This is a genomic window from Romboutsia ilealis (assembly GCF_900015215.1).
Taxonomy (GTDB): Bacteria; Bacillota; Clostridia; order Peptostreptococcales; family Peptostreptococcaceae; genus Romboutsia; species Romboutsia ilealis.
Genome location: NZ_LN555523.1, coordinates 1848403 through 1875268, shown reverse-complemented (window position 1 = coordinate 1875268; position 26866 = coordinate 1848403). Strand labels below are relative to the sequence as shown.

Annotated in this window: 24 protein-coding genes; all 24 read left to right on the top strand. The window is 25.5% G+C overall.

Annotated features, from left to right (window positions below):
• Window positions 1-7: 7 nt before the first annotated feature.
• Window positions 8-1180 (top strand): phosphopentomutase, encoded by a 1173-nt coding sequence (locus CRIB_RS08810; protein WP_180702010.1) that lies wholly within the window; start codon window positions 8-10, stop codon window positions 1178-1180.
• Between the two features lie 17 nt (window positions 1181-1197).
• Window positions 1198-2019 (top strand): purine-nucleoside phosphorylase, encoded by an 822-nt coding sequence (locus CRIB_RS08805; protein WP_180702009.1) that lies wholly within the window; start codon window positions 1198-1200, stop codon window positions 2017-2019.
• A 24-nt stretch (window positions 2020-2043) separates the two neighbouring features.
• Window positions 2044-3369, top strand: a complete 1326-nt coding sequence (locus tag CRIB_RS08800; protein ID WP_180702008.1) for a pyrimidine-nucleoside phosphorylase — start codon at window positions 2044-2046, stop codon at window positions 3367-3369.
• A gap of 160 nt (window positions 3370-3529) precedes the next feature.
• A complete protein-coding gene (gene mltG / locus CRIB_RS08795; protein ID WP_180702007.1) occupies window positions 3530-4576 on the top strand; it encodes an endolytic transglycosylase MltG in 1047 nt (348 codons plus the stop codon).
• A 96-nt stretch (window positions 4577-4672) separates the two neighbouring features.
• Window positions 4673-5341 (top strand): O-methyltransferase, encoded by a 669-nt coding sequence (locus CRIB_RS08790; RefSeq protein WP_180702006.1) that lies wholly within the window; start codon window positions 4673-4675, stop codon window positions 5339-5341.
• Entirely contained in the window at window positions 5334-6245 is a 912-nt protein-coding gene (locus tag CRIB_RS08785; RefSeq protein ID WP_180702005.1) for a peptidase U32 family protein, read from the top strand. Before CRIB_RS08790 ends, CRIB_RS08785 begins: the two co-directional genes overlap by 8 nt.
• Before the next feature lie 29 nt (window positions 6246-6274).
• Window positions 6275-6907 (top strand): uridine kinase, encoded by a 633-nt coding sequence (gene udk, locus CRIB_RS08780; protein WP_276701222.1) that lies wholly within the window; start codon window positions 6275-6277, stop codon window positions 6905-6907.
• Between the two features lie 61 nt (window positions 6908-6968).
• Window positions 6969-8648 (top strand): peptidoglycan D,D-transpeptidase FtsI family protein, encoded by a 1680-nt coding sequence (locus tag CRIB_RS08775; RefSeq protein WP_180702003.1) that lies wholly within the window; start codon window positions 6969-6971, stop codon window positions 8646-8648.
• Window positions 8649-8729: 81 nt separating this feature from the next.
• Window positions 8730-9380 (top strand): RNA polymerase sporulation sigma factor SigK, encoded by a 651-nt coding sequence (sigK, locus tag CRIB_RS08770; protein ID WP_180702002.1) that lies wholly within the window; start codon window positions 8730-8732, stop codon window positions 9378-9380.
• 197 nt (window positions 9381-9577) lie between these two features.
• Entirely contained in the window at window positions 9578-11947 is a 2370-nt protein-coding gene (locus tag CRIB_RS08765; RefSeq protein WP_180702001.1) for a sensor histidine kinase, read from the top strand.
• 23 nt (window positions 11948-11970) lie between these two features.
• Complete coding sequence (locus tag CRIB_RS08760; protein WP_180702000.1) at window positions 11971-14439, top strand: sensor histidine kinase; 2469 nt, start codon at window positions 11971-11973, stop codon at window positions 14437-14439.
• Between the two features lie 55 nt (window positions 14440-14494).
• Complete coding sequence (gene aroE / locus CRIB_RS08755; protein WP_180701999.1) at window positions 14495-15346, top strand: shikimate dehydrogenase; 852 nt, start codon at window positions 14495-14497, stop codon at window positions 15344-15346.
• A gap of 23 nt (window positions 15347-15369) precedes the next feature.
• Window positions 15370-15726 (top strand): hypothetical protein, encoded by a 357-nt coding sequence (locus tag CRIB_RS08750; protein WP_180701998.1) that lies wholly within the window; start codon window positions 15370-15372, stop codon window positions 15724-15726.
• Window positions 15710-16438: a hypothetical protein gene (locus CRIB_RS08745; RefSeq protein WP_180701997.1), complete on the top strand. Its 729-nt coding sequence runs from the start codon at window positions 15710-15712 to the stop codon at window positions 16436-16438. Before CRIB_RS08750 ends, CRIB_RS08745 begins: the two co-directional genes overlap by 17 nt.
• A gap of 21 nt (window positions 16439-16459) precedes the next feature.
• Window positions 16460-16882: a hypothetical protein gene (locus tag CRIB_RS08740; RefSeq protein ID WP_180701996.1), complete on the top strand. Its 423-nt coding sequence runs from the start codon at window positions 16460-16462 to the stop codon at window positions 16880-16882.
• Complete coding sequence (locus CRIB_RS08735; protein ID WP_180701995.1) at window positions 16872-17384, top strand: prepilin-type N-terminal cleavage/methylation domain-containing protein; 513 nt, start codon at window positions 16872-16874, stop codon at window positions 17382-17384. The genes CRIB_RS08740 and CRIB_RS08735 overlap by 11 nt, the downstream gene beginning before the upstream one ends.
• The gene (locus tag CRIB_RS08730; RefSeq protein WP_180701994.1) at window positions 17381-17887 is read left to right on the top strand and encodes a shikimate kinase; all 507 of its coding nucleotides are present in this window, start codon (window positions 17381-17383) and stop codon (window positions 17885-17887) included. The genes CRIB_RS08735 and CRIB_RS08730 overlap by 4 nt, the downstream gene beginning before the upstream one ends.
• Window positions 17888-17938: 51 nt before the next feature.
• Window positions 17939-18367, top strand: coding sequence for a type II 3-dehydroquinate dehydratase (gene aroQ, locus CRIB_RS08725; protein WP_180701993.1), 429 nt, complete (start codon window positions 17939-17941; stop codon window positions 18365-18367).
• Between the two features lie 202 nt (window positions 18368-18569).
• Window positions 18570-19127, top strand: a complete 558-nt coding sequence (efp, locus tag CRIB_RS08720) for an elongation factor P (RefSeq protein WP_071119719.1) — start codon at window positions 18570-18572, stop codon at window positions 19125-19127.
• An 85-nt stretch (window positions 19128-19212) separates the two neighbouring features.
• Entirely contained in the window at window positions 19213-19635 is a 423-nt protein-coding gene (locus CRIB_RS08715) for a CD1247 N-terminal domain-containing protein (RefSeq protein ID WP_180701992.1), read from the top strand.
• Between the two features lie 322 nt (window positions 19636-19957).
• Window positions 19958-20659: a ribonuclease III gene (gene rnc / locus CRIB_RS08710; protein WP_180701991.1), complete on the top strand. Its 702-nt coding sequence runs from the start codon at window positions 19958-19960 to the stop codon at window positions 20657-20659.
• Window positions 20660-20694: 35 nt separating this feature from the next.
• The gene (locus tag CRIB_RS08705; protein ID WP_180701990.1) at window positions 20695-21765 is read left to right on the top strand and encodes an elongator complex protein 3; all 1071 of its coding nucleotides are present in this window, start codon (window positions 20695-20697) and stop codon (window positions 21763-21765) included.
• A gap of 26 nt (window positions 21766-21791) precedes the next feature.
• Window positions 21792-25346 (top strand): chromosome segregation protein SMC, encoded by a 3555-nt coding sequence (gene smc, locus CRIB_RS08700; protein ID WP_180703706.1) that lies wholly within the window; start codon window positions 21792-21794, stop codon window positions 25344-25346.
• 113 nt (window positions 25347-25459) lie between these two features.
• On the top strand, window positions 25460-26851 hold the full coding sequence (gene ftsY, locus CRIB_RS08695) for a signal recognition particle-docking protein FtsY (protein WP_180701989.1): 1392 nt from the start codon (window positions 25460-25462) through the stop codon (window positions 26849-26851).
• Window positions 26852-26866 lie beyond the last annotated feature (15 nt).

Genomic DNA, 26866 nt, shown 5'->3' with positions numbered 1-26866 from the left:
GAAAAATATGAATAGAATTATATGGATAGTAATTGATAGTGTAGGTGTAGGTGCATTACCTGATGCTAAGGCATTTGGAGATGAAGGTGTAAACACATTAGGTCATATAGTTAAAGAATTTAATGATATAAAAATACCAAATATGATAAAACTTGGATTAGGAAATATAGATGAAATTGACTATATAAATAGTATAGATTCTCCAATAGGTTCTTTTGGTAGATGTAATGAAGTGTCTCAAGGAAAAGATACTACTACAGGACATTGGGAGATGACAGGATTATTAGTAGATACACCATTTAAAACTTTTGAAAATGGATTCCCAAAAGAAATAATAGATGAGTTTGAAAGAAGAACAGGAAGAAAAGTAGTAGCTAATAAACCAGCATCAGGTACTGCTATATTAGATGAGTTTGGAGAACACCAAATGAAAACTGGTGATGTAATAGTTTATACTTCAGCAGATAGTGTATTTCAAATTGCAGCTCATGAAGATATAATTCCTTTAGAAGAATTATATGATATGTGTAAAATAGCTAGAGAAATAATGATGGGAGAATATGCGGTAGCTAGAGTTATAGCAAGACCATATGTAGGACCATGCAAAGGACAATTTGAAAGAACTTCAAATAGAAGAGATTATTCATTAAATCCTTTTGATAAAACAGTTCTTGATAATATAAAGGAAAATGGTCTGGATGTAATAGGTGTTGGTAAAATAGAAGACATATTTAATGGACAAGGGATAACTGAAGCTATACACACTAAAGATAATATGGATGGTGTAGATCAAACTATAAACTATATTAAAAAAGATAATAAAGGATTAATATTTACTAACCTTGTTGATTTTGATTCAAAATATGGTCATAGAAGAAATATAAAGGGATATAAAGAGGCTTTAGAAGAGTTTGATGCTAGAATACCTGAGATAATAGAATCTATGAATGAAAAAGATATACTTATAATAAATGCAGATCATGGTAATGACCCAGCATATATAGGAACAGATCATACTAGAGAATATATACCTTTACTAGTGTATGGTAAAGATATAAAAGAAGGAGTAAATTTAGGAACAAGAAAAAGTTTTGCAGATATAGGAGCTACTGTTGCTGATATATTAAATGTTCCTAAAACTAAAAATGGTACAAGTTTTAAAAATGAATTAATGAAGTAATTTTGGAGGATTTAAAAATGGAAAACATATATGATAAAATACAAGAGAGTGCAAAATTTATAGAAAGCAAATCTGAAGTAAAGCCTTCAATAGGTTTAATATTAGGATCAGGACTTGGAGTATTAGCTGATGAAATACAAAATCCTGTTAAAATAAAATATAATGAAATACCTAACTTCCCAGTGTCAACAGTTGAAGGGCATGAGGGATGCCTTGTAATAGGAAAATTAGAAGGTAAAATGGTAGTAGCTATGCAAGGAAGATTCCACTACTATGAAGGGTATACTCAACAAGAAATAACTTTCCCTGTAAGAGTTATGAAAGCTTTAGGTGTAAATACTATAGTTGTAACTAATGCTGCAGGTGGAGCAAATACAAACTTTAAGCCAGGAGATTTAATGGTTATAAAAGATCATATAAACTTAAGTGGAAATAATCCTTTAATAGGTAAAAATGATCAAAGACTTGGACCTAGATTCCCAGATATGTCTAGTGCATATACTCCTAAGTACGTAGATGTAGTTAAAGAATGTGCTAAGAAGTTGAATATAGAGTTACAAGAAGGGGTTTATGCATTTTTTAGTGGACCAACTTATGAAACTCCAGCTGAAGTAAAAATGGCGAGAATATTAGGTGCAGATGCAGTTGGTATGTCTACTGCTCCAGAAGTTATAGTAGCTTCGCACTCAGGAATGGAAGTTATAGGTATATCTTGTATAACTAATATGGCAGCTGGTATACTTGATCAACCGCTTGATCATGAAGAAGTAATAGAAACAACAAAAAAAGTGAAATCTGAATTCTTAAACTTAGTTAAATCAGTTGTTAATAATATATAGATATAATAATTAAGGAGAATTATTATGAGAGTTTATGATATAATCAGAAAAAAAAGAGATCAGCAGAAGTTAAGTAAAGCTGAAATTGATTTTTTCGTAGAAAAGTATTCAATAGGTGAAATACCTGATTATCAGGTAGCAGCACTTTTAATGGCTATATATATAAATAAGATGGATAAAGAAGAAACTGTATATCTTACAGAAGCTATGATGAACTCTGGAGAAGTAATAGATTTATCAGATATTGATGGAATAAAAGTTGATAAGCACAGTACAGGTGGAGTTGGAGATAAAACTACAATAGCCTTAGCGCCATTAGTGGCAGCTTGTGGAGCACCAGTTGCAAAAATGTCAGGAAGAGGTCTTGGGCATACAGGAGGAACGTTAGATAAGTTAGAAGCTATACCAGGATTCTCTATAGAGATGGACTCTAAGAAATTTATAGACTCTGTAAATGAACATAAAATAGCTGTGTGTGGACAAACAGCATCAATAGCTGTTGCAGATAAAAAAATGTATGCACTAAGAGACGTTACAGCTACAGTTGATAATATATCTCTTATAGCAGCTAGCATAATGTGTAAAAAACTAGCTTCAGGAGCGAATGCTATATTATTAGATGTAAAAACTGGCGATGGAGCATTTATGAAAACTTTAGATGATTCATTTGAATTAGCGAAAGCTATGGTTGATATAGGTTGTGGAATGGACAGAGAAACTATAGGTATGATTACGGATATGGATGAACCATTAGGGTTTGCTGTAGGAAATTCTCTAGAAGTTATAGAAGCGATAGAAACTTTAAAAGGAAATGGTCCTAAGGATTTTGTTCTTTTATGTGAAACATTAGGTTCTTATATGTTAGTTTTAGCCAAAGTTGCAAAAGACTTTGATGAAGGTCTAAATATGATAAGAGAGGCTATAACTTCAGGTAAAGCACTTGAAAAATTAAGGGTATTTATAGAAAATCAAGGTGGAGATAAGAATGTAGTTGATGATTACACATTATTGCCGCAAGCATCAAAAATAATTCCTATAAAATCTAATAAATCAGGGTATATAAGTAAAATAGAAGCTGAAGAAGTTGGTATATCTGCTATGATTTTAGGTGCAGGTAGAGAAACTAAAGATGATATACTTGATTTATCTGCTGGTATAGTGTTAGAGAAAAAAGTTGGAGATTATGTAAATGAAGGTGACATATTAGCTTATATGCATCTAAATAAAGAAGAAAAATTTGAGCAAGCAAAAGAAAGATTTATAAATGCTTATTCAATAGCAGAAGAAAAAATAGAACCTAAAAAGTTAATATATGGAGTTGTAACTAAAGACGAAGTTAAAAAATTCTAATAATATGATTAATAAAAGCCTAACGTGTAAAAAATAACGTTAGGCTTTTAAAATTTTCAGAATATCAAATTTTCAACTTGTTCGACAAATTTATTGAATTTTTTTATGCTTAGATTTATAATATAAAAGATATAAATATATATAAGGAGTAGAAAACTTTATGAATACAAATAAGAAAAGGTTAGGTATAATAGGGGGGATTTCTATTATATTAATAATATTGATATCAGTATTTATATTTACACAAATAGGTCCGTATGATAAAAATAATAAAAAAGATATAGTGGTTGAAATACCTCAAGGGGCAACAACAAGTACTATATCAGATATTTTATATAAAAATAAATTAATAAAAAATAAAGTAATTTTTAAAGTATCTGTAAGATTAAGCAATAAAGCACAGTATTTTAAAGCAGGTAAATATTTATTTAATCAAACTTATTCAAATAAAGAAATAATTGATGAGATATCATCTGGTAATATATATAATGATGGAATAAAAATAACTATTCCAGAAGGATCTACTTCTAGAGAAATTATTTCAATTCTTGTAGGACAAAAGTTAGGGAATAAAGAATCCTATGAAAATTTAATATCAAATCCTCAAGAATTTTATGAAAAATTTGAATTTCTAAATGAAGAAGATATAACTTCATTAGAAGGATTTTTATATCCATCAACATATTACTTTGATGAAAATGCATCTGAAAAGGAAGTATTAAGTGCTATGCTAAGTCAGTTTGATAAAGTATATACTGAGAAGCTAAGAGATAGACAAAAAGAATTAAAAATGACGACAGAGCAAGTTATAAACTTAGCGTCTATAGTTGAAAAAGAAGCAGTATTAGATGAAGATAGACCTATAATAGCTAGTGTATTTTATAATAGGCTAGAAATAGGAATGCCAATTCAATCAGATGCAACTATACAGTATATATTTAAAGAAAGAAAAAAAATTGTGACATATAAGGACTTAGAAATAGATTCTCCATACAATAGTTACAAAAATAAGGGGCTTCCTCCTACGCCAATAGCAAGTCCAGGAATAGAGTCAATAAAGGCTACATTGTATCCTGAAAAAACTGAATATTTATATTTTGTGGCTAAGATAGATGGTGGAAATAATTATAGTGTAAATTATGAAGATCATTTAAAATATGTAAAAGAGTATAAAGAAGAAAGAGATAAATTAAATAAAGAAAAATAAGGGTTATTAGTTGAGATTTAAAACCATGGATTATGTCTTAAAGTCTTAAGACGTAATCCTATATTAATGTTATTACTACTGTAAGGAGTGGATTTGATGAGTAATATAGTAAATAATTTAGTAGAAGATTATATAAGAACTACGTTAAAAGAAAAAGATGGATTATTAAGAGAATTAGAAGAATATGCAAATGAGCATAATGTACCAATAGTTCATAAAGAGGTATCTGAACTTTTAAAAGTGTTATTAAAAATTCAAAAGCCAAAGAGAATATTAGAAGTAGGATGTGCTATAGGATACTCTTCTATACTTTTTGCATCTGTATTAGATAAAGATGTTGAGATAATAACCGTAGAGAGAAATGAAAAAATGATAGAAAAGGCTAAAGAAAATATAAAATTAGCTGGATTTGAAAAGAATATAACTATATTAGAGGGAGATGCTGAAGAAATATTAAAAGAAGTAGAAGGTCCCTTTGATATGATATTTTTAGATGCAGCGAAAGGACAGTATAAGTTATTTTATGATATGGTAATAGACAAACTAAGAGTAGATGGTCTTTTAATTTCTGATAATATATTATACAAAGGTATGGTAGCTCATGATGACTTTGTTATAAGAAGAAAAAAGACTATTGTAAAGAGAATGAGGAATTATTTAGACTATATATGTAACTGTGACTATTTATCTACCTCTTTAATACCAATAGGCGATGGAGTTGCATTAAGTTATAAAAATAACAAAAGAGGTGATGTTAATGCATAAAGTAGAATTGTTAGCAGAAGCTTTTAATTTAAATTCATTAAAGTTAAATATAGAAAATGGTTGTGATGCAGTTTATATAGGAGATGAACTTAAAAACTTTTCTATAGGAGAATTAAAGAAAAGTGTAGAGTATGCTCATAATAGAGATAAAAAAGTATATGTATCTTTAAATAAAATACCCCATGAAAATGACATAAATGAAATAAAAAAATATATAAAATCTTTAATAGATACGGGTATAGATGCAATAGTAGTAATAGAACCAGGCATATTGAATATTGTAAGAGATGTTTGTAAGAATATAACTATACATTTAAGTGATCAAGCTAATGTAACAAACTACGAAACTGCTATCTTCTGGTATAATCAAGGTGTAAAGAGAGTAATAGTTTCTAAAGAATTATCATGTGAAGAAATAGGACAAATAAGATTGAAATCTCCTATTGATATGGAGATAGAAGCATTAGCACATGGAGCATTATTTATATCACATTCTGGTAGGAAACTATTAAGTAATTTCCTAACAGGTAAAAAGGCTAATAAAGATAAGATGATAAATTCTAAAAAATATAGTTTAGTTGAAGAAAAAAGACCAGGAAAATATTTCCCGGTATATGAAGATGAGAGAGGTACATTTTTATTTAATACAGAAGACTTATGTATGATAGAATATATACCAGATCTTATAAAATGTGGTATAACAAGCCTTAGAATTGATGGTAAAATGAAAGATGAGAAATATGTAGCAGCTGCCATAAAAGCTTACAGAAAAGCTATTGATACATTTTATTCAGAACCTAATGCATGGAAATTTGACCCTATTTGGTTAGAGGATTTAAATAAATTAAATAACAGGAATTTTACATCGGGATTTTATTTAGATAATCCTAATAAAGAGGAGTAAAATAAAGCTATATATTAAGGAGAACTGACATTATGAAAAATAACAAAAGACCGCTTATAATAGGCATAACGGGAGGAACAGGATCAGGTAAAAGTACTGTTTGTAAAGCGATAATAGACAATATACCTGAAGAAAACATAGCTATATTAGAGCAAGATGCATATTATAAAGATCAATCTCATTTGACTTTTGAAGAAAGATTAAAAACAAATTATGATCATCCACTTTCTTTTGATAATAAATTACTTATAAAGCATATAGAAGAATTATGTGAAGGAAAAACTATAGAAAAGCCTATATATGATTATGAATTACACACTAGAAAGCAAAATGAAACTGTAACTATATCTCCTAAAGATATAATTATAGTTGAAGGAATAATGATACTTGAAGATGAAGAATTAAGAGATAAGTTAGATATAAAAATATATGTAGACACGGAAGATGATATAAGAATACTTAGAAGAATACAAAGAGATATAAAAGAGAGAGGAAGAACTGTAGATTCAGTTATAGAACAATATTTATCAACAGTAAAACCTGCTCATGATCAATTTATAGAACCATATAAAAAATATGCGGATATAATAATGCCAGAAGGTGGACAAAACGAAGTCGCTATAGATATAGTTATAACTAAAATAAAAACTCAATTAAATTAATTATAATAAGTATTAACCCCTTAGATATTGTCAAATATAAAAATATCTAAGGGGTGATTTTATGCCAAGAAAAACTATTTTACCAAAACAAATAAGTAGAAGAGCATACAGTATATTTTTTATATTCATAATAGGGTATTTAGTATTAGTATATAAAGTTGTAGATATCCAGTTTATAAATGCAGATTTTTATAAAGAAAAAGTAGAAAATCAAAATACTAGAAAAATAGAACTAAATAGTGGAAGAGGTACAATATACGATAGAAATAATAAAGCACTAACAGATACAAAGGTATCTAAAATCATAGTAGTACAAAAGGCTCAGATTTTAAATGATAATGAAACTCAAGAATTAGTAAATAAAGTAATGAAAGATGAAAATGGAGATTTAAAAACAGATATTGAATACAATGTATTAGAATCTGTAGTTGAAATAGAAACTGAAGTTATAGATAATAATTTAGAAAAACAATTAGAAGAAAAGGGCATAATAGTAGAAGATAAAAAACTAAGATATTCATCCGATGGTATTTTATCTCATACAATAGGTTACATAAGTAGTGTAGACAAAATAGGCCAATATGGGATAGAGAAAGATATGGAAGAATTGCTTAATAATTCTCATGAAGAATATATATCTGTATTTAAGGCAGGTCAAGCAGGAAATGAAGGTAATAAAAATGTAGGTATATTAAAAGGTACTATAAAAACAGTAGATAAAGATGATGATGATAAACATATTAAGTTAACAATAGATAAAGATATTCAAAGTATAGTTGAGGAAACGGTAGATAAAGAAGAGAATCCTAGTGCAGTAGTAATATCTGATGTGAATACAGGAGAGATATTAGCAATAAGTTCTAGGCCTACATTTGATCAATATGATTTGTCTAAATACATAAATAGTAGGGATGGAGAAACTATGAATAGAGCTATTCAAGTTAATTACCCTATTGGATCTATATTTAAGATAGTAGTTCTTTATGCAGCATTAGAAAATAATATAATAGATGAAAATTATACATATGAATGTAGTGGAAGTATAACTATAGGAAATAATAATGAAGTATTAAATTGTAATAAATTAGATGGACATGGATTACAGACATTAAAAGATGCATTTTCTAATTCATGTAATCCTGCGTTTTTAGATATAGCAATGAAAGTAGGAAAGGAAAACATAATAGAGGCGGCGAGAAAACTACATATGGAAGAAAAAGTAGATATAGGATTAGAAGAAGAGACCTTTGAGGTTATTCCAAAGGATATATCTATAAGAAACTTAGCAATAGGTCAAGGAAGTATGGAGTTTACTCCAATACAAGTAAATCAAATGACTCAAATTATAGCTAATAATGGAACATATAAACCATTATATTTATATGATAGTGTATTAGACTCAAATCAGAATATAATTAAAACATTTAAAAGTGCTAAGAATGAAGAGATAATATCTCCATATTCACTTAGCAAAATAAAAGAATTAATGAAAAATGTATCTAAAGAAGGAACAGGTAAAGAATTAAATGATTTACCTGGTGGATGTGGTGTAAAAACTGGTACAGCTCAAAGTACTGTGAATAGTATAAAGGTAAATCATAGTTGGATAACTGGTTTTTATCCTGAAAATGACCCTAAGTATGCTATAACAGTAATAGTGGAAGGAAATGAAAATGGAAATAAACAATCGTTACCAATATTTAAAGAAATATGCATGAAAATAAATAATAAAATTAAATAAAAAAAATTAAATATAGCAATTAAAACAGGTCACCCTCATATAATTAAAAATGACATGGAATAAAAAAAAGGGGGTGGCCTTTTGACTATTTTAAAATCATTTGAAAAACCATTAACCCCTGAAGAAGAATTAAAGTATCTAACAAAATTTAAGGAAGAGCAAGATAAACATGCAAAGGAAATTCTAATAGAGAGAAACATGAGACTAGTAGCCCATATAGCTAAAAAATACAATAATTCTAGTGAAGATCAAGATGATTTAATATCTATAGGTACTATAGGGCTTATTAAGGCTATAGAGACATATAATATAGAAAAAGGTACGAGACTTGCAACTTATGCATCTAAATGCATTGAAAATGAAATTCTTATGAATATTAGAACTAATAAGAAGAATAAAGCGCAAGTATCACTTCAAGATCCTATAGGAATGGATAAAGAAGGTAATGAGATTAGCCTTATTGAAGTTTTAGGTACCGATATTGATTATATATTAGATCAAGTAGAATTAAAGGTTCAAATTAGTAAACTATATGAACAATTAGATAAAATACTCACTAAGAGGGAAAAAGAGATTGTACTATTAAGGTATGGTTTAACTACATGTGGATATAAAACACAAAGAGAAATTGCTGAAAAATTAGAGATATCAAGATCATATGTATCTAGGATTGAGAAGCGAGCATTGAAAAAATTACAAAAAGAACTAAAATCAGAAAAAAGCCTTATTTAACTAAATAAGGCTTTTTTTGTTGAAAAGTTCATGATTAGACAATCAAAAACGACAAAAAAACTTATATGAATCTGTTAACATTAATTATATAGCAAAAAGTATTAATATCATATTAGTTTAAACATCATAATTAGTTAAAAATACAGTTAAATTTAGATAACGTTAGTGAAATGAAAAAAAGGTTGGTGATTGATATAATGAATTTATACAAATATAAAGAAATAATAGAAAATATAAATATAATTGTTATATTTTCTATTCCTATTATATCTTTAGTATTATATACATTAAATAAAAGAAAGATGATGTTATTAGAATTTATGATATATATAGGAGAGCTTATAATATATATATACTTAAATAGCTATGTAATAATAGGTAATATAAATTTGGTTAGTATGATACTTATTTTAAAATTTACAATTATATTAATCATAAAAGAAAAATTAAAGATTAATAACTTTTTACATAAATCTATATTAATTTTAGGCCTATTATATATATGTAATATTAAAGCTGAACATAGTATTTTAATAAATATAATATTGAATATTATAATCCTAAAATATTCAGTTATAGATTATATAAAAGTATTTAATAAAGAATTATTAGATAATAAATATAATTTAAACAAAAAAAAATCGTATATAAAAGAAATAAAAAATAAAATAAAATCGGAGAAAGAGTTTCAAAAAAATTATAAAGATGAAATACTAGGAGTTAGCAAGAAAATAAACAAGTCAATAGAAGAATCTGACATTCCAATATTTATCCTAGATATCAATAAGGAATTCATTTATAGTAATGAATCATTTAATAAACTAATAGAAGATTATGAAAATAAAGAAAATAGGATAGACATATCTAAATATTTGCAGTTTAAATTTCCTAAATATCAAAATTTAATAGATGAAATAAAAAAAATAGCAACGGAATCTAGAGAAAGTTTTAATATTAAATCTTATGATAAAAAAATTTACAGACTAGAATGTACGATAGATACTATAGATGAAAAATCAGTAATAATATGTATACTAAAAGATATAACTCAAACTACATTAATACAAAATAAGTTAGAAGAAAGTGAAAAGATGTACAAGAACTTAATGAATGTATTAAATGAAGGGGTTATAATACATGATTCTAAAAATATAAAATATATAAATGATAAAGGATTAGAAATATTAGATATAAATATTAGTAAAAAAGAAATATCTATAGGAGATATAAAGAATATTGTAAGTAAAAAATTTAGAGAAAGATTTTTATCAAATATACAATTAGTAATAAGTAAAAAAGAAGAAAAAATTACAAATAAGATAGAGTTAATAAATGGAAGAATAGTTGAGTTAGTTACAACTAATATAAAATTAAATGATGAAGATTTATTGATTAGTATAGTAATAGATATAACAGAATTAGAAACTACAATAATGAATATAGAACAAAGTGAAAAAACGTATAAATTATTAATTCAAACATTACCAGAAGGAATAGTAATAGTAAATCCAATGACAAATAAGCATATTTATAGAAATGAAGCAAGCATAAGGATGCTAAAAACTATAGGCTTAGATAAGTTGAATGAATCTATAAAAACCTATCTTAAAGAAGAAAACTATGGAGAGTTTAGAAGATTTACAATAGACAAGTTAAATAATATTGATATATCACTAGCTATTGTTAAAAGAGAAGAAGAAGGAACTCTTATAGTAGTATTTAGAATGTTAGATTATGAATTTAAATCAATGAAATTAGAAAAAGAACTAAATAGAATGAAAGAAAAAAATAAATTTAAAACAGAGTTTTTATCTAATGTAGCTTATGATATAAAAAAGCCTATTAATACAATATTTGAAACTAACAATAATTTAATTGAGAACAAAGTAAAGTATAATTCAGAAAATATAAATAATCATACTAGGCTAGTTAAACAAAATTGCTATAGGCTCATAAAACTTTTAAACAATATAGAATATGTAAGTAGAATTGATAATGGGACATGTACTTTAGAATTAAGAAAATGTGATATTGTTAAGTTATTAGAAAATATAGTTAAAATATCTAGAGAGTACACAGATAGAAAGGGAATAGATATAAGTTTTAAGAGTGAGATAAATAAGAAAATATTAGTTTTAGATACAGAAAAGGTAGAAAAAATAATTCTAAATATATTATCAAATGCAATAAAATTTACTGATACAGATGGGAAAATAGATATAAACTTATATATGGAGAATGAACAGGTTTGTATATCAATAAAAGATACAGGTATAGGAATACCAAAAGATAAGATAGAAGTCATATTTGAGAACTTTGAACAGATAGATACAACTTTATCTAGAGGGTGTGAAGGAACTGGTATGGGTCTGTCCGTTGTAAAAAAATTAGCAAATCTAAATAACATAAATATAAATGTAGAAAGTGAATTGAATAAAGGTAGTGAATTTAAAATAATATTGCCTAATAATATATTAAGTAAAAATATTAAATTGCAAGATAAGTTTACTCAAAACGAAAAGATAGAGATAGAGTTTTCAGATATATATCTTAATCTAACTTCGTAAGAGATGTTAATAAGGAGATTAATATGTATAAGTATATAAATTTATTTAGTATATCAATTTTTCTTACTAGTACATACATATTATATGCAAATTTGACAGCTAAAAGAAATAAGAAAAATACGATGTTATTGATGCTTTTAATAACTATAGTCCTATATCAACTTACGATAATAATAAAAGGATATGATACAAATTTATTACATAATAATAGTCAAATACTTATGATGCTATTAATTTTAAAGTTAAATTTATATAAATTTAAAAAGCATAATTTGAAATTTATTATGAATATAAATTATATTTTAGCATTATTACCAATATTAATATCAGATAATTATAAATTAATAGAATATGATAAGTTAGTTTTATTATATATGCTAATGGCAACTGTATATATGTTTTCAATTAGTGTATATAACTATAATTTAGATAGAAGTTCAAAGGTTACACTAATTTTGAATTTATCTTATATAGCTATACGTTTATTAGTAAAAAAAGAGATATATATAGTAAATATGGGGGATATATTAGAGCTTATATCATCTATTGTGATATTAAAAAATATATATAAGATATATATAAAAGAATCAGAGTTAAAAAATATAAAACTTTCCAAAAGAATAAGTTTATTTAGCAATGAAATCATCAATAATGATGAAAAATTAGATATAAATAAAAATATATCTATGACTATAAAAGAAAATTTAGATAAAAAGAATAAACTTTTAAATACTATTTTGGATCAAAGTAATAAATGTGTAATTTTAATAGATAATCTAGGTAATATAGTTAATGAAGATGAAAGTTTTTATAATATGTGGAAGGAGTATAAATCTTTTAAAGGGGATTTAAGTATATTAGATTTTTTAGATAATAGCGTAAAAAATAAGGATAAATTTTTACAATACCTTAATTTATTAGATAAAAAAACAGATAAACTTAAAGGTGAATTTGAAGGCAAAGATGGACGATATTTTGAATGTACATATTGTAAGATAATTATAGATAATAATGAGATTGGTTTTATTTGTTATATAGAGGATATTACATATAAGAAGAAGAGTGAAATGAAAATAAAAGAGAATCAGGTGAAATATAAAAAAATAGTAGATAATATACCATACTCAATACTATTAACTGATGAAAATAATATTATATATAATAATAAGAAGAGTGAAAATATAGATTTTAGAAGTAAAGAAATAAATAATGCACTATTTAATTCAAATAAAAATGGAGAATTCAAATATATATATGAAGATGATAAAGAGATTTTTTTAAATATAGATAGAGCAAGCTTTAGAGATATAAACAGTAAGAAAAATGTAATAGCAATTAGAGATATAACTGAATATAAAAAATTGTTACAAAAATTAAAAATAAGTAAAGAAAAATACGAGTCATTAGTCAACATAATACCAGAAGGAATTTATATAGCAAATTTTGATACTAAGAATATAACTTATGCTAATTCTAGATTTTTAGAAATGACAAATTATAAGACAGTAGAAGATATAGATATAGATAATATAAGTAAAAGTATGATAATTACAACTTCTAAGGATGATGAAAATATAAAATTTCAAAGAAGGACTGTTAAATCAGGGCAAAAAGATATGCATATAGAGTGTGGAGGAACTATTATAGAAGTAAATAAAAAATTAAATGTTGTAGGAATAGTAAGAGATATAACTAAGCAAGTTAATGCTGAATTAATGGAAATAGAGATAGAAAAGCAAAAAACAGCTAATAAAATAAAGTCTGAATTCTTTATAAATATGTCTCATGAACTAAAAACACCTTTAAATGTAATATCATCATCTAATCAGCTAATGTCAATATTGCATAAAGAAGATATAAAGCTAAACCCAGATAGTCAGCTGTCAGATGCAGTTAAAGTTACAAAAAAGAATGCAGATATTTTAATGGAAATAATCAACAATATAATGGATTTATCTAAATTAGAACTAAATGTTTATGAAAATAATAAAGATTACTACAATATAGTAACTTTAGTTGAAGATACAGCTATAGAATTTAATGACTATGTAAAATTAAATGATATAGAAATTTTCTTTGATACAGATGAAGAAGAAAAAATTGGTTTTGTAGATCCTAAAGATATAGAAAAAATAATATTAACTTTATTGACGATGATACTAAGATATTCAGATAAAAAGAGTTTAGTAGATATATCACTTACAAGTAAACGTAGTAAGAGTATAATAAGCATAAAAAATACTGGAGGATACGATTATAATAAGTATATAAATGATAAAGATAGAAGAATTTTAGATATTGCAGTCTCTTTAGCAAAGAATATAATAGTTATATATAATGGTAAAATAGATATAAAAACTGATTCAGATAAAAATATAGAGGTTACTATAGAACTAAATTTAGATAATGATATAAAAAATTATAAAAGCCGAATAAGAGACGATAATGATGAATTTATTTATCAAAAATATTTAAATATGTGTAACTTTTAATATAATATAGTATATATACTCTAATAAGTGGAAATAAAGATAAAAGGAGACTAAAATGAATATAAATTCAGACACTAAAACAATTTGTCTTTTAGGACATCCTATAAAACATAGTTTTTCGCCAACTATACATAACTATTTATTTGAAAAATACTTTGAAAATAATATATACGTATGTTTTGATATAAAAGAAGATAAATTAAAAGATTGCGTATATGGGATAAAAGCATTAGATATAAAAGGGTGTAACGTTACAATACCTCATAAAGTAAATATAATTAAATATTTAGATAGTATAGATGATAATGCGAAATTAATAGGAGCTGTAAATACTATAAAAAATAAAGGAGGAATATTAAAAGGATACAATACTGATGGACGCGGTTTCGTAAAGTCAATTTTAGATAAAGGTTATGATATAAAAAATAAGAAAGTAATGATAATAGGTGCAGGTGGTGCTTGTAGAAGCATAGCTATAGAACTGGCATCAGAAGGTGTGAAGTCTATAGAGGTTAGAAATAGAAGTTTAGATAGAGCAAATGAAATTATAGATTCTATAAATAATAATTTTAATACAGAGGCTAATTGTTCAAAAGATGCTATAAATCGTAGTTGTTTAATGGATATAGATATTTTAATAAATACTACGCCTATAGGTATGGAAAATGATTTATGTCCAATAGATACAAATATAGTAATAGATAAAAAGTTACTAGTTTGTGATATAGTTTATAAGCCAAAGGATACGGTTTTTCTAAATTGGGCAAAAAGAAATAATTTAGAAATTATATATGGAATAGATATGCTTATAAATCAAGCACTAGAGGCTTTTTATATATGGACAGATATTAATCCTTGTGATGAAGATTTTGAATATATAAAGAAACTTTATGAAAAGAGTGTTTAATAAGTTATTAATTAGGAGGAAGTTTGAAAAATAAAAATGATGGATTTACATCTATTGAATGCGTAGTTAGTTTATCTATAATATGCATTTTAGTTTATATGGTTTCAGTATCGTTATATAATAATTATTTTGTATTAAATAACAATATATCAAAAATAGAAATGACGAATATCGCAAAGTCTACTTTAGATTATATAAAAGATAGTATTAGAAATAATAATATAAGTAGTAATTATAATGATACTGAGACTATTAATAACTATGAAGTTAAAAAAACAATAGAAAAAGATGAATATTACTATAAGTGTTATAAAGTAGTAATAGAAGTAAGGAAAAATGAACAAATAAGGAGGCTTGAGAGTTATGTATTACAACAATAAAGGCTCCGTATTAATATTTGTACTAATAGTATTTTCTATAGTAAGTACAATAACTATGATGTGTATAGGATTAAATTATAGCAATAGTAGAATTAGCAATTTAAACTATCAGAATATAATTATGAAAGAATCTTTATTAAGTTCAATAGAACTTGTACATAGTAATATATTAAAAGAAGTAAGTATAGCCCTTGAAAATAGTGAAACAGAAGAAGAATTTAAAAACTATTTTCTGGGAAATATATTTATAAATAATATAAAAAACATCTCAAATAGTCAAATTCAAAATACAACCATAAAAGTACCAAGCAAAATAACTTCTAGTTCGAGCGGATTAATTACTTTTCAAATAGAAGCCACATTTAAACAAGAGAGCTATATAAAAAAATATAAAGCTAGCGTAAAAATAGATACAAATTTAAATTTTTATAATCTTAGAGATGAAATTAAAAATGAGGCTGAAACTTTAAATATAAATTATTCTACCAATTTCGCAGATACATATGATATAAATACAAATTATAAAAATGAAAATAACTTAGAATCTGAAAATCAAACTAACGAAATATCAGATACTGATAATGAGAACATAAATAGTAATTATACCGATAAAAATATTGAGGACGATAAAGTTGAAATTGAAGATAATATAAAAATAAAAGATATAGACCCAAGCAGTATAGTTACAGTTTATGATTATAAGGAGATATAAAAATATGAAAAGAGAAGGAATGTGACGTTAGTAGAACTTGTAATAACTATAAGTATAATATTACTAATAACAACATTATGCTTTCCTAAGGATAAGATAGAAAAGTATCAAGTAAATTCATTTACAAAACAACTATGTTCAGATATAAGATATGTAAGGAATATAAATATGATGGGAAATACAAATGCTTATGTATATTTAAACAAGAATGATGAAGGCAGTAGTTTTACATTAAATGAAAATAAAGAAGATATAAAACAAGTATATTTACCTAAGGTATGTAAAATAGAATATACGAGATCCATGATAAAATTTAAGGCAGATGGAACACCATATCCTTCAGGAACAACTATAAAAATTATTTATAAAGATATAAAAAAAGAAATAACAATAGTACCTATAAGTGGTAGGGTACTTATAAAAGAAGGTAAGTATGAAAAATAGAAAAGGATATATACTTATAGAAAGTGTAATAACATTATCCATAATAATGATATTATCATCTATAATTTATTCAATAGTACATTTATCAATTAATATAAAATCAAATATAGAAGATAAAATAGAACTCCAACAACAAGCTATGGAAATTACAAACTATATTGACGAATTAATAGGAAATTCTAAAGGTATTATAGGTATAACTTCAAAAGAAGAAATAAATAATTTCTTATCAGTGACATCAATTAAATGTAAATATAACGATAGTAGTAATAAGTTACAAGATAAAGAAATTAAATTTGTTCCAAGTAGCAATAAATTATTTATAAAAGATGTAACTGCAAGTAGTGGGTATGAAATTGGGGATTACGTAGATAAGATACTGATTTCAAAGGAAAATAGTGATAAAATTATAGATATTAAATTGAACTTATCAAAAAATAAACAAGTTTACGAAACTAAGTTCACTATAGATATAATAAATTTTAATGGAGAAGATATATGAAAATAATACTAATAGGATTTATGGGAGTAGGAAAAACATCTGTAGGTAAACAGTTAGCTAGAAAGTTGAATTTTAATTTTATAGATACTGATTATGAAATAGAACGGCTAACAAATAAAAGTATACCTGACATATTTGAACAATATGGAGAAAACTATTTTAGAAAATTAGAAAATAGTATATTAGAGAAGTTTGTAAAAAATGAAGATATAGTAATGGCAACCGGTGGAGGAATAATCACTACTAAAGAAAATTATAATATATTAAAAAATGAAGAAAAGGTAATATTTTTAGACGGAAGTGTTGAGACTATAATAAATCATGTACAAAATGAAAGAAATCAAAGACCTCTACTAAAAGAAAGTGAAAATTTAAGTAAAAAAATAGAAGAATTATTATCTATTAGATATGAAAAGTATATAGAAGTAAGTGATATATTAATAGATATAAATGGTAAAAATATAGATGAAGTAATTAGTCAAATACTTGTTTACATTGGATAATTTATGATATTATAATTATATGAAATTGTAATCATATAGTTGGAGGTAATTGTGAAAGTCTTAGTAATTAATGGTCCAAACTTAAATATGTTGGGAAATAGAGAACCTCATATCTATGGAAATGCAACCTTAGATGATTTAATAAGCTTTATAAAAGATACATTTAGAGAAAATTTTGAAATAGAATTTTTTCAAAGTAATCATGAAGGAGAAATAATAGATAAACTCCATGAAGCAAATGATACATTTGATGGAATAGTTATAAATCCTGGAGCTTTTACTCATTATAGTTATGCGATTTATGATGCGATTAAATCTATAAATATTAATTGTGTAGAAGTACATATTTCTAATATTCATAAAAGACAAGAAGAATTTAGAAAAAATAGCGTTACAGCAGGTGCATGTATTGGGCAAATATCAGGATTTGGTTTTTATGGATATATATTAGCTATAAATGCATTAGTTAATAGTATATAAATAATTATAATTGACTTGACAAGATTACAATAGAGTATATAATTTACAGAGTATACGATAATAAAAGGATAGATATTGGCAAACTAGTAATCTAGAGAAATATTTGCCTAAAATTAAATTTAGAAATTTGATTATAATAATAATATAATTAAATTAATCCTAAGTATCGAAGAATAAAATTATTTTTATATGGAGGAACAAAATGGTAAATGCAAGTGATTTCAGAAAAGGTGTAACATTTGAAAAAGATGGTCAACCATGTTTAATAGTTGACTTCCAACACGTAAAGCCTGGTAAAGGAGCAGCTTTCGTTAGAACTAAATACAAAAACTTAAAGACAGGAGCTATAAGAGAAGAAGCTTTCAACCCAAGTGATAAATTCCCTAAAGCTCATATAGATACAAGACAAATGCAATACTTATACAATGATGGTGAATTATACTACTTCATGGATGAAGAAACATATGATCAAATACCATTAAACTATGAGCAAGTTGAAGATGCTATAAAATTCTTAAAAGAAAATGAAGTAGCTACTATAAGATTCTATCAAGGACAAGCTTTCCAAGTTGAAGCTCCAAACTTTGCAGAGTTAGAAGTAGTAGAAACTGAGCCAGGAATAAAAGGAGATACTGCAAGTAATGTAACTAAAGCAGCTACAGTTGAAACTGGAGCAGTTGTTCAAGTTCCTTTATTCATAAACCAAGGAGATAAAATAAAAATAGACACTAGAACTGGAGAATATTTATCAAGAGTTTAGTTTTTTACGTATAAAAAGCTTGTATATCTTAATAATAAAGATGTACGGGCTTTTAATTTATATAAAAAGAAGGAGAGGGGTACATATGAAATATTTATATGAAGAAGTAGCATATCTAAAAGGTCTAGCTGAAGGGTTAGATATATCAAAAGAAACGAAGGAAGGAAAAATAATACATAAGATAATAGATGTATTAGAAAGTTTTGCAGACTCTATAGTAGAACTAGATGAAGAACAATGTGATTTAGCTGAATATGTTGAGTCTATAGATGAAGATTTATCAGATATAGAAGATGACATATATGATGATGAAGAAATAGATGAAGATTGTGATGATCTTAGTTTTATAGAAATGGAATGTCCAAACTGTAATGACTTAGTAGAAATAGATGAAGAGTTATTATATGATGACGAAGTTGATGTAATTTGTCCGAACTGTAAAGCTATAATATTATCTTCTGATGATGACGATGATTATAGTTGTACAGATTGTGACTGTGAAGAATAATTAAATGTAAGCTAATATGCCTATGAGATAAGAGCCTCATAGGTATTTTCATATAATGCGAAACTTTAATCTGTATTTTTCATAAATAGATATAAAAAATATAGATGAAGTTGTAAGGTTTAAATTATAATAAAATTTTATTATGCTAAATTTATATACTCAGGTTTAAGCAAAATGCATATTAAATCTAAATATAGTTATTTAAAAGTAAATATATATATAAAATACTTTATAGTATGTAGTTTAAAGTGAATTTTATTTTGCAATACTTTTAGAAAAATAGTACACTATAAGCTAGGAAAGTTAATTCGGAGGTATTATAATGAAATTAAACAAAAATATATTAGACAGTATAGTTCAATTTGAAAGTATTATCGGATATAGATTTAATAATAAAGAATATATATTAGAAGCGCTTACTCATAGTTCATATTCTAATGAAAATAAAGATTATAACTTTAATGAAAGGCTAGAGTTCTTAGGAGACTCTATACTTAGTATAGTTATAAGTGATTACTTATTTAAAAAAGAAACAGAATTACCTGAGGGAGAACTTACTAAGTTAAGAGCTAATATAGTGTGTGAAGAATCATTAAGTGAAGTAGCTATTAGTATAAAACTTGGACAATATATGCTACTTGGAAAAGGAGAAGAAGCAACTGGAGGAAGAGAACGAATATCTATTCTTGCTGATGCTTTTGAAGCAGTTATAGCTGCAATTTATTTAGACGGAGGACTTAGAGAAGCTTCTAAATTTATATTAACATATATGAAAGATATAATCGTAAATGCTAGAAAAGGAAAAATATTTAGAGATTATAAGACTCATCTTCAAGAGGTTTTACAAAGTAAAGGTGAAGTTAATATATGGTATAAATTAATAGATGAAAAAGGTCCAGATCATAATAAGAAATTTGTTATGCAAGTTGGTATAGATAATAAGATATTAGGGTTCGGAGAAGGTAAAAGTAAAAAAGAAGCAGAACAAGTTGCGGCAAGAAAAGCATTAGATAATATGAATTAGAGTTTGACAGAGTTTATAGTAAAGGGTGATAATAAATGAAAAAAAGAATAATACCTATATTTGTGCCCCATAGAGGTTGTCCTCATGACTGTATATTTTGTAATCAAAAGAAGATAACAGGAGTTAGTACAGATATAACTAGTGAAGATGTAAAAAATATAGTAGATGAATATTTAACTACTATAGATAAAGATGCTAGCGTTGAAATAGCATTTTTTGGAGGAAGTTTTACTGCAATAGATATAGATATACAAAGAAGCTTATTATCTGTAGCTAAGGAATATGTAGATAAAGGACTGGTAAATGATATAAGAATGTCTACAAGACCAGATTGTATAGATGAAGATATATTAAGTATGCTAAAAGAGTATAAAGTTAGTATAATTGAACTTGGAGTGCAATCTTTAGATGAAGATGTACTTAGAGATAGTATAAGAGGTCATCATGCAGAGGAAGTATTTAAAAGTGCAAAACTAATAAAGGATTATGGTATACAATTAGGACTTCAAATGATGGTAGGTCTTCCATCTGATGCAGAAAAAAAATGCATAGAAACTGCAAGAAAATTTATAGGAATGGAACCTGATTGTGTAAGAATATATCCAACTTTAGTAGTAAAAGAAACAGGGCTTGAAAATTTATTAAATGAAAGAAAATATAGTCCATTTACATTAGAAGAAAGTGTACAAATAGTAAAGAAACTTTTAGCTTTATTTTATGTTAATAATATAAACGTAATAAGAGTAGGACTTCAAGCGACAGATGATATACAACTTGGGAAGGCCATACTTGATGGACCTTATCATCCGGCATTTAGGGAATTAGTAGAATCTGAAATGATTAAAGATTACTTAGAATCTATTGTTATACGAAATAAGGTTAAAAGTAATATATTGGTTAAGACAAATAAGAAGAATGTATCTAAGATAATAGGTAATAAAAAAAGTAATAGTAATTATATGAAAAATGAGTTAAACATAATATTAAAAACTAAAGAAGAAAACATAGATATAAATACATTAGAGATTGTATTAGATGATAAAATTGAAATAAAAACTAACATGAATCATATTTATGAAAGTTTATATAAAATTTACAACCTTTAGTTTTAGCATTGAAGGGAGAGATGACGTTGTATTTAAAGAGGCTTGAAATAAAAGGATTTAAGTCATTTCCTACAAAGACAGAGATAGTTTTTAATGAAGGAATAACAGCGATAGTTGGTCCAAATGGTAGTGGGAAAAGTAATATATCAGATGCTGTTAGATGGGTTCTAGGAGAACAAAGTGCTAAAAGTCTTAGAGGAGATAAATTAGAAGATGTAATATTTGTGGGAACAGAGACTAAAAGGCCTATGAATTATTGTGAAGTAGCTATAACGCTAGATAATAGTGATAATAAATTAGATTTAGGATTTAGCGAAATTACTATAAAAAGAAGAGCTTATAGAACTGGAGAAAGTGAGTTTTTCTTAAATAATAAAAGTTGTAGATTAAAAGATATAAAAGAAATACTATTAGATACAGGTATAGGTAAGGATGGATATTCAATTGTAGAACAAGGTAAGGTTGATGAAATACTTAGCAATAATCCTGTTAATAGAAGAAAAGTATTTGATGAAGCTTGTGGTATATCTAAGTTTAGATATAAAAAACAAGAAGCAGAAAGGAATTTAAAACATACTAAGGAAAACTTAGAAAGAATAGACGATATATATATAGAAATAGAAAATCAACTTAAGCCGTTATTCTTACAACAAGAAAAAGCAGTAAAGTATTTAGAACTTAGTGAAAAACTAAAAGTAGTAGAAGTTAATAGTTGTATAAAAGAAGTTGTTGAATTAGAAGCAGAGTTAGATGAATTAAATAAACATAGTGATTTATTAGGAAGTCAATCTGATGAAATTCAAAAGCAAAAGTGTACATTAGACAAAGCTTTTGAAGAAACTAATATGGAAATAGAAAATATTGATGAAGGAATAAATAAGTCTCAAGATTATATAAATACAATTAAATCTGTAATATCACAAAAAGATGCTCAGGTTAATCTTATAAATGAAAAAATAAGAAATTGTAAAAATGATATACACAGAAATAAAGAAGAGATTATTTATATAAAAGAAAAGCTAAATAATGACAAAATTAACTTAGAAAATTTAATAAATCAAAAAGATGAAAAAGAAAAAGTTATAAATGAGTTAAATATAGATATAAAGTCTATAGAATCTAATAATAAAGATAGTAGAGAAAAGATAGAAAATATCAATCAAAATTTAGAAAAATTAAAGGACGAAATAGTAAATCTTTTAACTAATAAGCAAGAATCTACAAGCAAACTTTCAACTTTAAATGCTAATATAGAAAATATAAATTTAAGAAAAGATACTATTGATTTAGATATAAAGGAAATAAAATATAAGATAGATAAAAATAAAGAAGAAGTATCAAAAGCTTTAGTAAAGTTAGAAGATAAAACTAAATCTATGAAGGATTTAAAAAATAATGAAGTAAAAACTAATAATGATTTAAACCTATTATTAAATAAATGTAATAATATAGAAAAGCAAATTCAAAATAGCAAATATAGCATAAATGATTATAAATCAAAGCTTAATATATATGTTGAAATGGAAAATCATTATGAAGGCTTCAATAAAGGTGTAAAAGAAGTTCTTAAAAATAAAAATTTACAGGGAATACAAGGAGCACTTGGTCAGATTATAGAGGTTCCTTCTAAATTTGAAAAAAGTATTGAAGCAGCATTAGGTGCTTATATGCAAAATATAATAACTAATGATGAGGCTAGTGCTAAGTTTGCTATAAACTATTTAAAGAAGAATAACTTAGGTAGAGTTACATTTTTACCTATGAATATAATTAAATCTAATAAGATAGATACTAGAAATATAAAAGTAGGGACAAGTTTCATAGGACTAGCTAGTGATTTGATAAAGTTTGATGATAAGTATAGAAATATAATAGAAAATATACTTGGTAGAACTATAATAATAGATAATATAGATAATGCCATAAAGTTTGCTAAAGAAAATAATCATAAATTTAAGGTAGTAACGTTAGATGGAGAAATATTAAATCCAGGAGGATCTTTAACTGGGGGAAGCTTAAGAGTAAGTGGCAATATATTATCTAGAAAAAGGCTTATAAATGAATATAGAGAAAAAATAGAACTATTAAAAGTTGAAATTGATAAGTTATATATAGAGAAAAAAGAAATTGATAGTAATATAAATATCACTAGAGAAAATTTAAAACAAATAAGCATGGATATAACTAATCTTGATAAAGAATTTATAATTGAAAATGCAGAGGTTAATAAGTTTAAAGAGGAAATAAAATCTTTAAAAGTAAGTGTTGACAAGTTAGAAAATGAAAAAGATGGCTTAGGTTCTAACTTAGAGTATATATTAGAAAAATCTAAATTAATAAAAAAAGATATATTATCTATAGATACTAAACATGATGAAAATAAATCACAAATAGAAATTTTAACTAATGAGCTAAAAGAATACAGCTCTTTATATGAAGATGATAAGTTAAAATTTGATAATTTAAACTTAAACCTAGTAAAGCATAATCAAATATATGAAAGTATAATTAGAGATATACAAAGAATTAGTAAAGAAAGTAAAGCTTTAGAAGATAAGTATCTACAAATAGAAAAATCTTTAAATGATAAAGCTATAGAAACATCTAAATTAGAAGAAGATATAGTTATAGAAGAGACAGAAAAAATAAGCTTAAATAAACAATTAATAGATAATACTAGAAGTTTAGAAACTAAAAAATTATCAAAAGAAAGTTTAAAAGAAAAATTAGAAAGTTTAAATAAAGAATTAAAAAATATAGACAGACAATATATTGATTTAAAAGAAAGTTTATTTAAAGTAGAAGGCAAAATAGATAGATTAAAATCTAATAAAGAAGACCATATTAATAATTTATATGAAAAATATGAAATAACTTTAGACCAAGCTATACAAATGAAAGATGATAGCCTAGATGTAGATAAAAGATATCTTGAAAACATGAGAAGAGAAATAAGAAATCTTGGAAATGTAAATTTAGATTCCATAAAAGAATATGAACATATAAAAGAAAGACATGATTTCTATAGTGAACAAAAGAAAGATTTAGAACAGTCTATAGAAGTTATAGAAAAGCTTATATATGAACTAGAAGAAAATATGAAAAAGGAATTTGAAATTAACTTTAATAAAATAAATGAAAACTTTAAATTTGTATATAAAAGATTATTTGGTGGTGGTCATGGAGAATTAAAGATTTTAGATAAAAATAATATATTAGAAAGTGACATAGAGATAACAGCTCAACCACCAGGAAAGAAAATGAAAAACTTAAATCTATTATCAGGGGGAGAAAAAGCGCTTACTGCTATAAGTATACTATTTTCTATTATACTTGCAAAGCCAACTCCATTTTGCATATTAGATGAGATAGAAGCACCGCTTGATGATGCAAATATATTTAGATTTGGAGAGTTTTTAAAAGAGTTATCTAAGGATACTCAGTTTATATCAGTTACTCATAGAAGAGGAACTATGGAAGCTGCGGACTATATATATGGGGTAACAATGCAAGAAAAAGCAATATCAAAAGTATTAAGTTTAAAACTTAAAGAAGCAGAAGAAATTGTAGATATTATATAATATTTAATAAGTAGCTAATACTAGCTACTTATTAAATATAGATATAAAATATTATATTATGTACATATAATTATATAGTGTTAAATATAATACTAGTTTTAGGAGGAAAATAAGTGTTTAAAAAGTTATTTAATTTCGGTAAGAAAAAACAAGAAGAATTAAATGAAAATGAAGTAGTAAAAGAACAAGAAATTACTGTTGAAGGCAATGATGATACAGATGAAAGTAAACAAGAAGATACAGTAGTATCAAAGGAAGATGCAATTGAAGAAGGTGTTGAAGAGAAAATAGAAAATGAAGAAATTAAAGATTTAGAAAATAGTTATGTATCTGAAGTAATAGAAAATATAAATGAAAAAGATACTGAAAATGAAAATTTACATAATAAATCTGAAAAAACAGATGAAGATCATATAGTTGAAGATGAAATAGAATTAAATGAAGAGAAAGTTGAAGATACTTTAAATGATGAAAAAATAAATGAAACTATAAAAAATTCAGAAGAATCTAAAATATATGATGAAGAAGTGACTATATATGAAGATGTCAAAGAAGAAAATATTGAAGTTGAAGAAGAACCTCAAAAGAAAGTAAATTTATTTGAAAGATTAAAGCAAGGATTAACTAAAGCTAAACAAGGTATAACGGATAAAATAGATGATGTATTAAAATCTTATACAAAAGTAGATGAAGAACTATTAGAAGAATTAGAAGAAATACTAATAACAGCTGATGTTGGTGTAAACACAACTATGGACATAATAGATAAACTAAGAGATAAGATTAAAGACAATAAAATAACAGAGCCTGTAGGAGTTAAAGAAGAATTAAAAAATATAATAGAAGAGATATTAACTAACGAAAACTCTACATTAAATGTAGAAAAGTCTCCAACTATAATACTTATGGTGGGTGTAAATGGTGTAGGAAAAACAACTACTATAGGTAAGTTAGCTAATAGGTATAAGCAAGAAGGTAAAAAAGTTTTACTAGCGGCAGGAGATACATTTAGAGCGGCTGCAATAGAACAATTAGAAGTTTGGGCTGGAAGGAGTAATGTTGATATAATAAAACATCAAGAAGGTGCAGATCCTGGAGCTGTTGTATTTGATGCTATAAAAGCTGCTAAAGCTAGAAAAGTAGATTTATTAATATGTGATACAGCAGGAAGACTTCATAATAAAGCTAATCTTATGAATGAATTAGGAAAAGTATTTAAAATAGTAGATAGAGAATTTCCTGAAGCAAACAAGGAAGTATTATTAGTAGTTGATGCTACTACAGGACAAAATGCAGTAGTACAAGCAAAAACATTTAAAGAAGTAGCAGATATAACAGGTATAGTTTTAACTAAGCTTGATGGAACTGCAAAAGGTGGAGTTGTACTTGCAGTTAAAAGTGAAGTTGATGTTCCAGTAAAGCTTATAGGCGTTGGAGAAAAAGTAGAAGATTTACAAGACTTTGATGCTAAAGCCTTCTCTGAGGCATTATTTGGGAGTAATTAGTAATTAAAATAAAAT

Bases quoted from the DNA above. Each gene is read 5' to 3' on its own strand.
- CRIB_RS08810 (WP_180702010.1), top strand. From the start codon at position 8: ATGAATAGAATTATATGGATAGTAATTGATAGTGTAGGTGTAGGTGCA.
- CRIB_RS08805 (WP_180702009.1), top strand. From the start codon at position 1,198: ATGGAAAACATATATGATAAAATACAAGAGAGTGCAAAATTTATAGAA.
- CRIB_RS08800 (WP_180702008.1), top strand. From the start codon at position 2,044: ATGAGAGTTTATGATATAATCAGAAAAAAAAGAGATCAGCAGAAGTTA.
- mltG (WP_180702007.1), top strand. From the start codon at position 3,530: ATGAATACAAATAAGAAAAGGTTAGGTATAATAGGGGGGATTTCTATT.
- CRIB_RS08790 (WP_180702006.1), top strand. From the start codon at position 4,673: ATGAGTAATATAGTAAATAATTTAGTAGAAGATTATATAAGAACTACG.
- CRIB_RS08785 (WP_180702005.1), top strand. From the start codon at position 5,334: ATGCATAAAGTAGAATTGTTAGCAGAAGCTTTTAATTTAAATTCATTA.
- CRIB_RS08775 (WP_180702003.1), top strand. From the start codon at position 6,969: ATGCCAAGAAAAACTATTTTACCAAAACAAATAAGTAGAAGAGCATAC.
- CRIB_RS08765 (WP_180702001.1), top strand. From the start codon at position 9,578: ATGAATTTATACAAATATAAAGAAATAATAGAAAATATAAATATAATT.
- CRIB_RS08760 (WP_180702000.1), top strand. From the start codon at position 11,971: ATGTATAAGTATATAAATTTATTTAGTATATCAATTTTTCTTACTAGT.
- aroE (WP_180701999.1), top strand. From the start codon at position 14,495: ATGAATATAAATTCAGACACTAAAACAATTTGTCTTTTAGGACATCCT.
- CRIB_RS08745 (WP_180701997.1), top strand. From the start codon at position 15,710: ATGTATTACAACAATAAAGGCTCCGTATTAATATTTGTACTAATAGTA.
- CRIB_RS08735 (WP_180701995.1), top strand. From the start codon at position 16,872: ATGAAAAATAGAAAAGGATATATACTTATAGAAAGTGTAATAACATTA.
- CRIB_RS08730 (WP_180701994.1), top strand. From the start codon at position 17,381: ATGAAAATAATACTAATAGGATTTATGGGAGTAGGAAAAACATCTGTA.
- efp (WP_071119719.1), top strand. From the start codon at position 18,570: ATGGTAAATGCAAGTGATTTCAGAAAAGGTGTAACATTTGAAAAAGAT.
- CRIB_RS08715 (WP_180701992.1), top strand. From the start codon at position 19,213: ATGAAATATTTATATGAAGAAGTAGCATATCTAAAAGGTCTAGCTGAA.
- rnc (WP_180701991.1), top strand. From the start codon at position 19,958: ATGAAATTAAACAAAAATATATTAGACAGTATAGTTCAATTTGAAAGT.
- CRIB_RS08705 (WP_180701990.1), top strand. From the start codon at position 20,695: ATGAAAAAAAGAATAATACCTATATTTGTGCCCCATAGAGGTTGTCCT.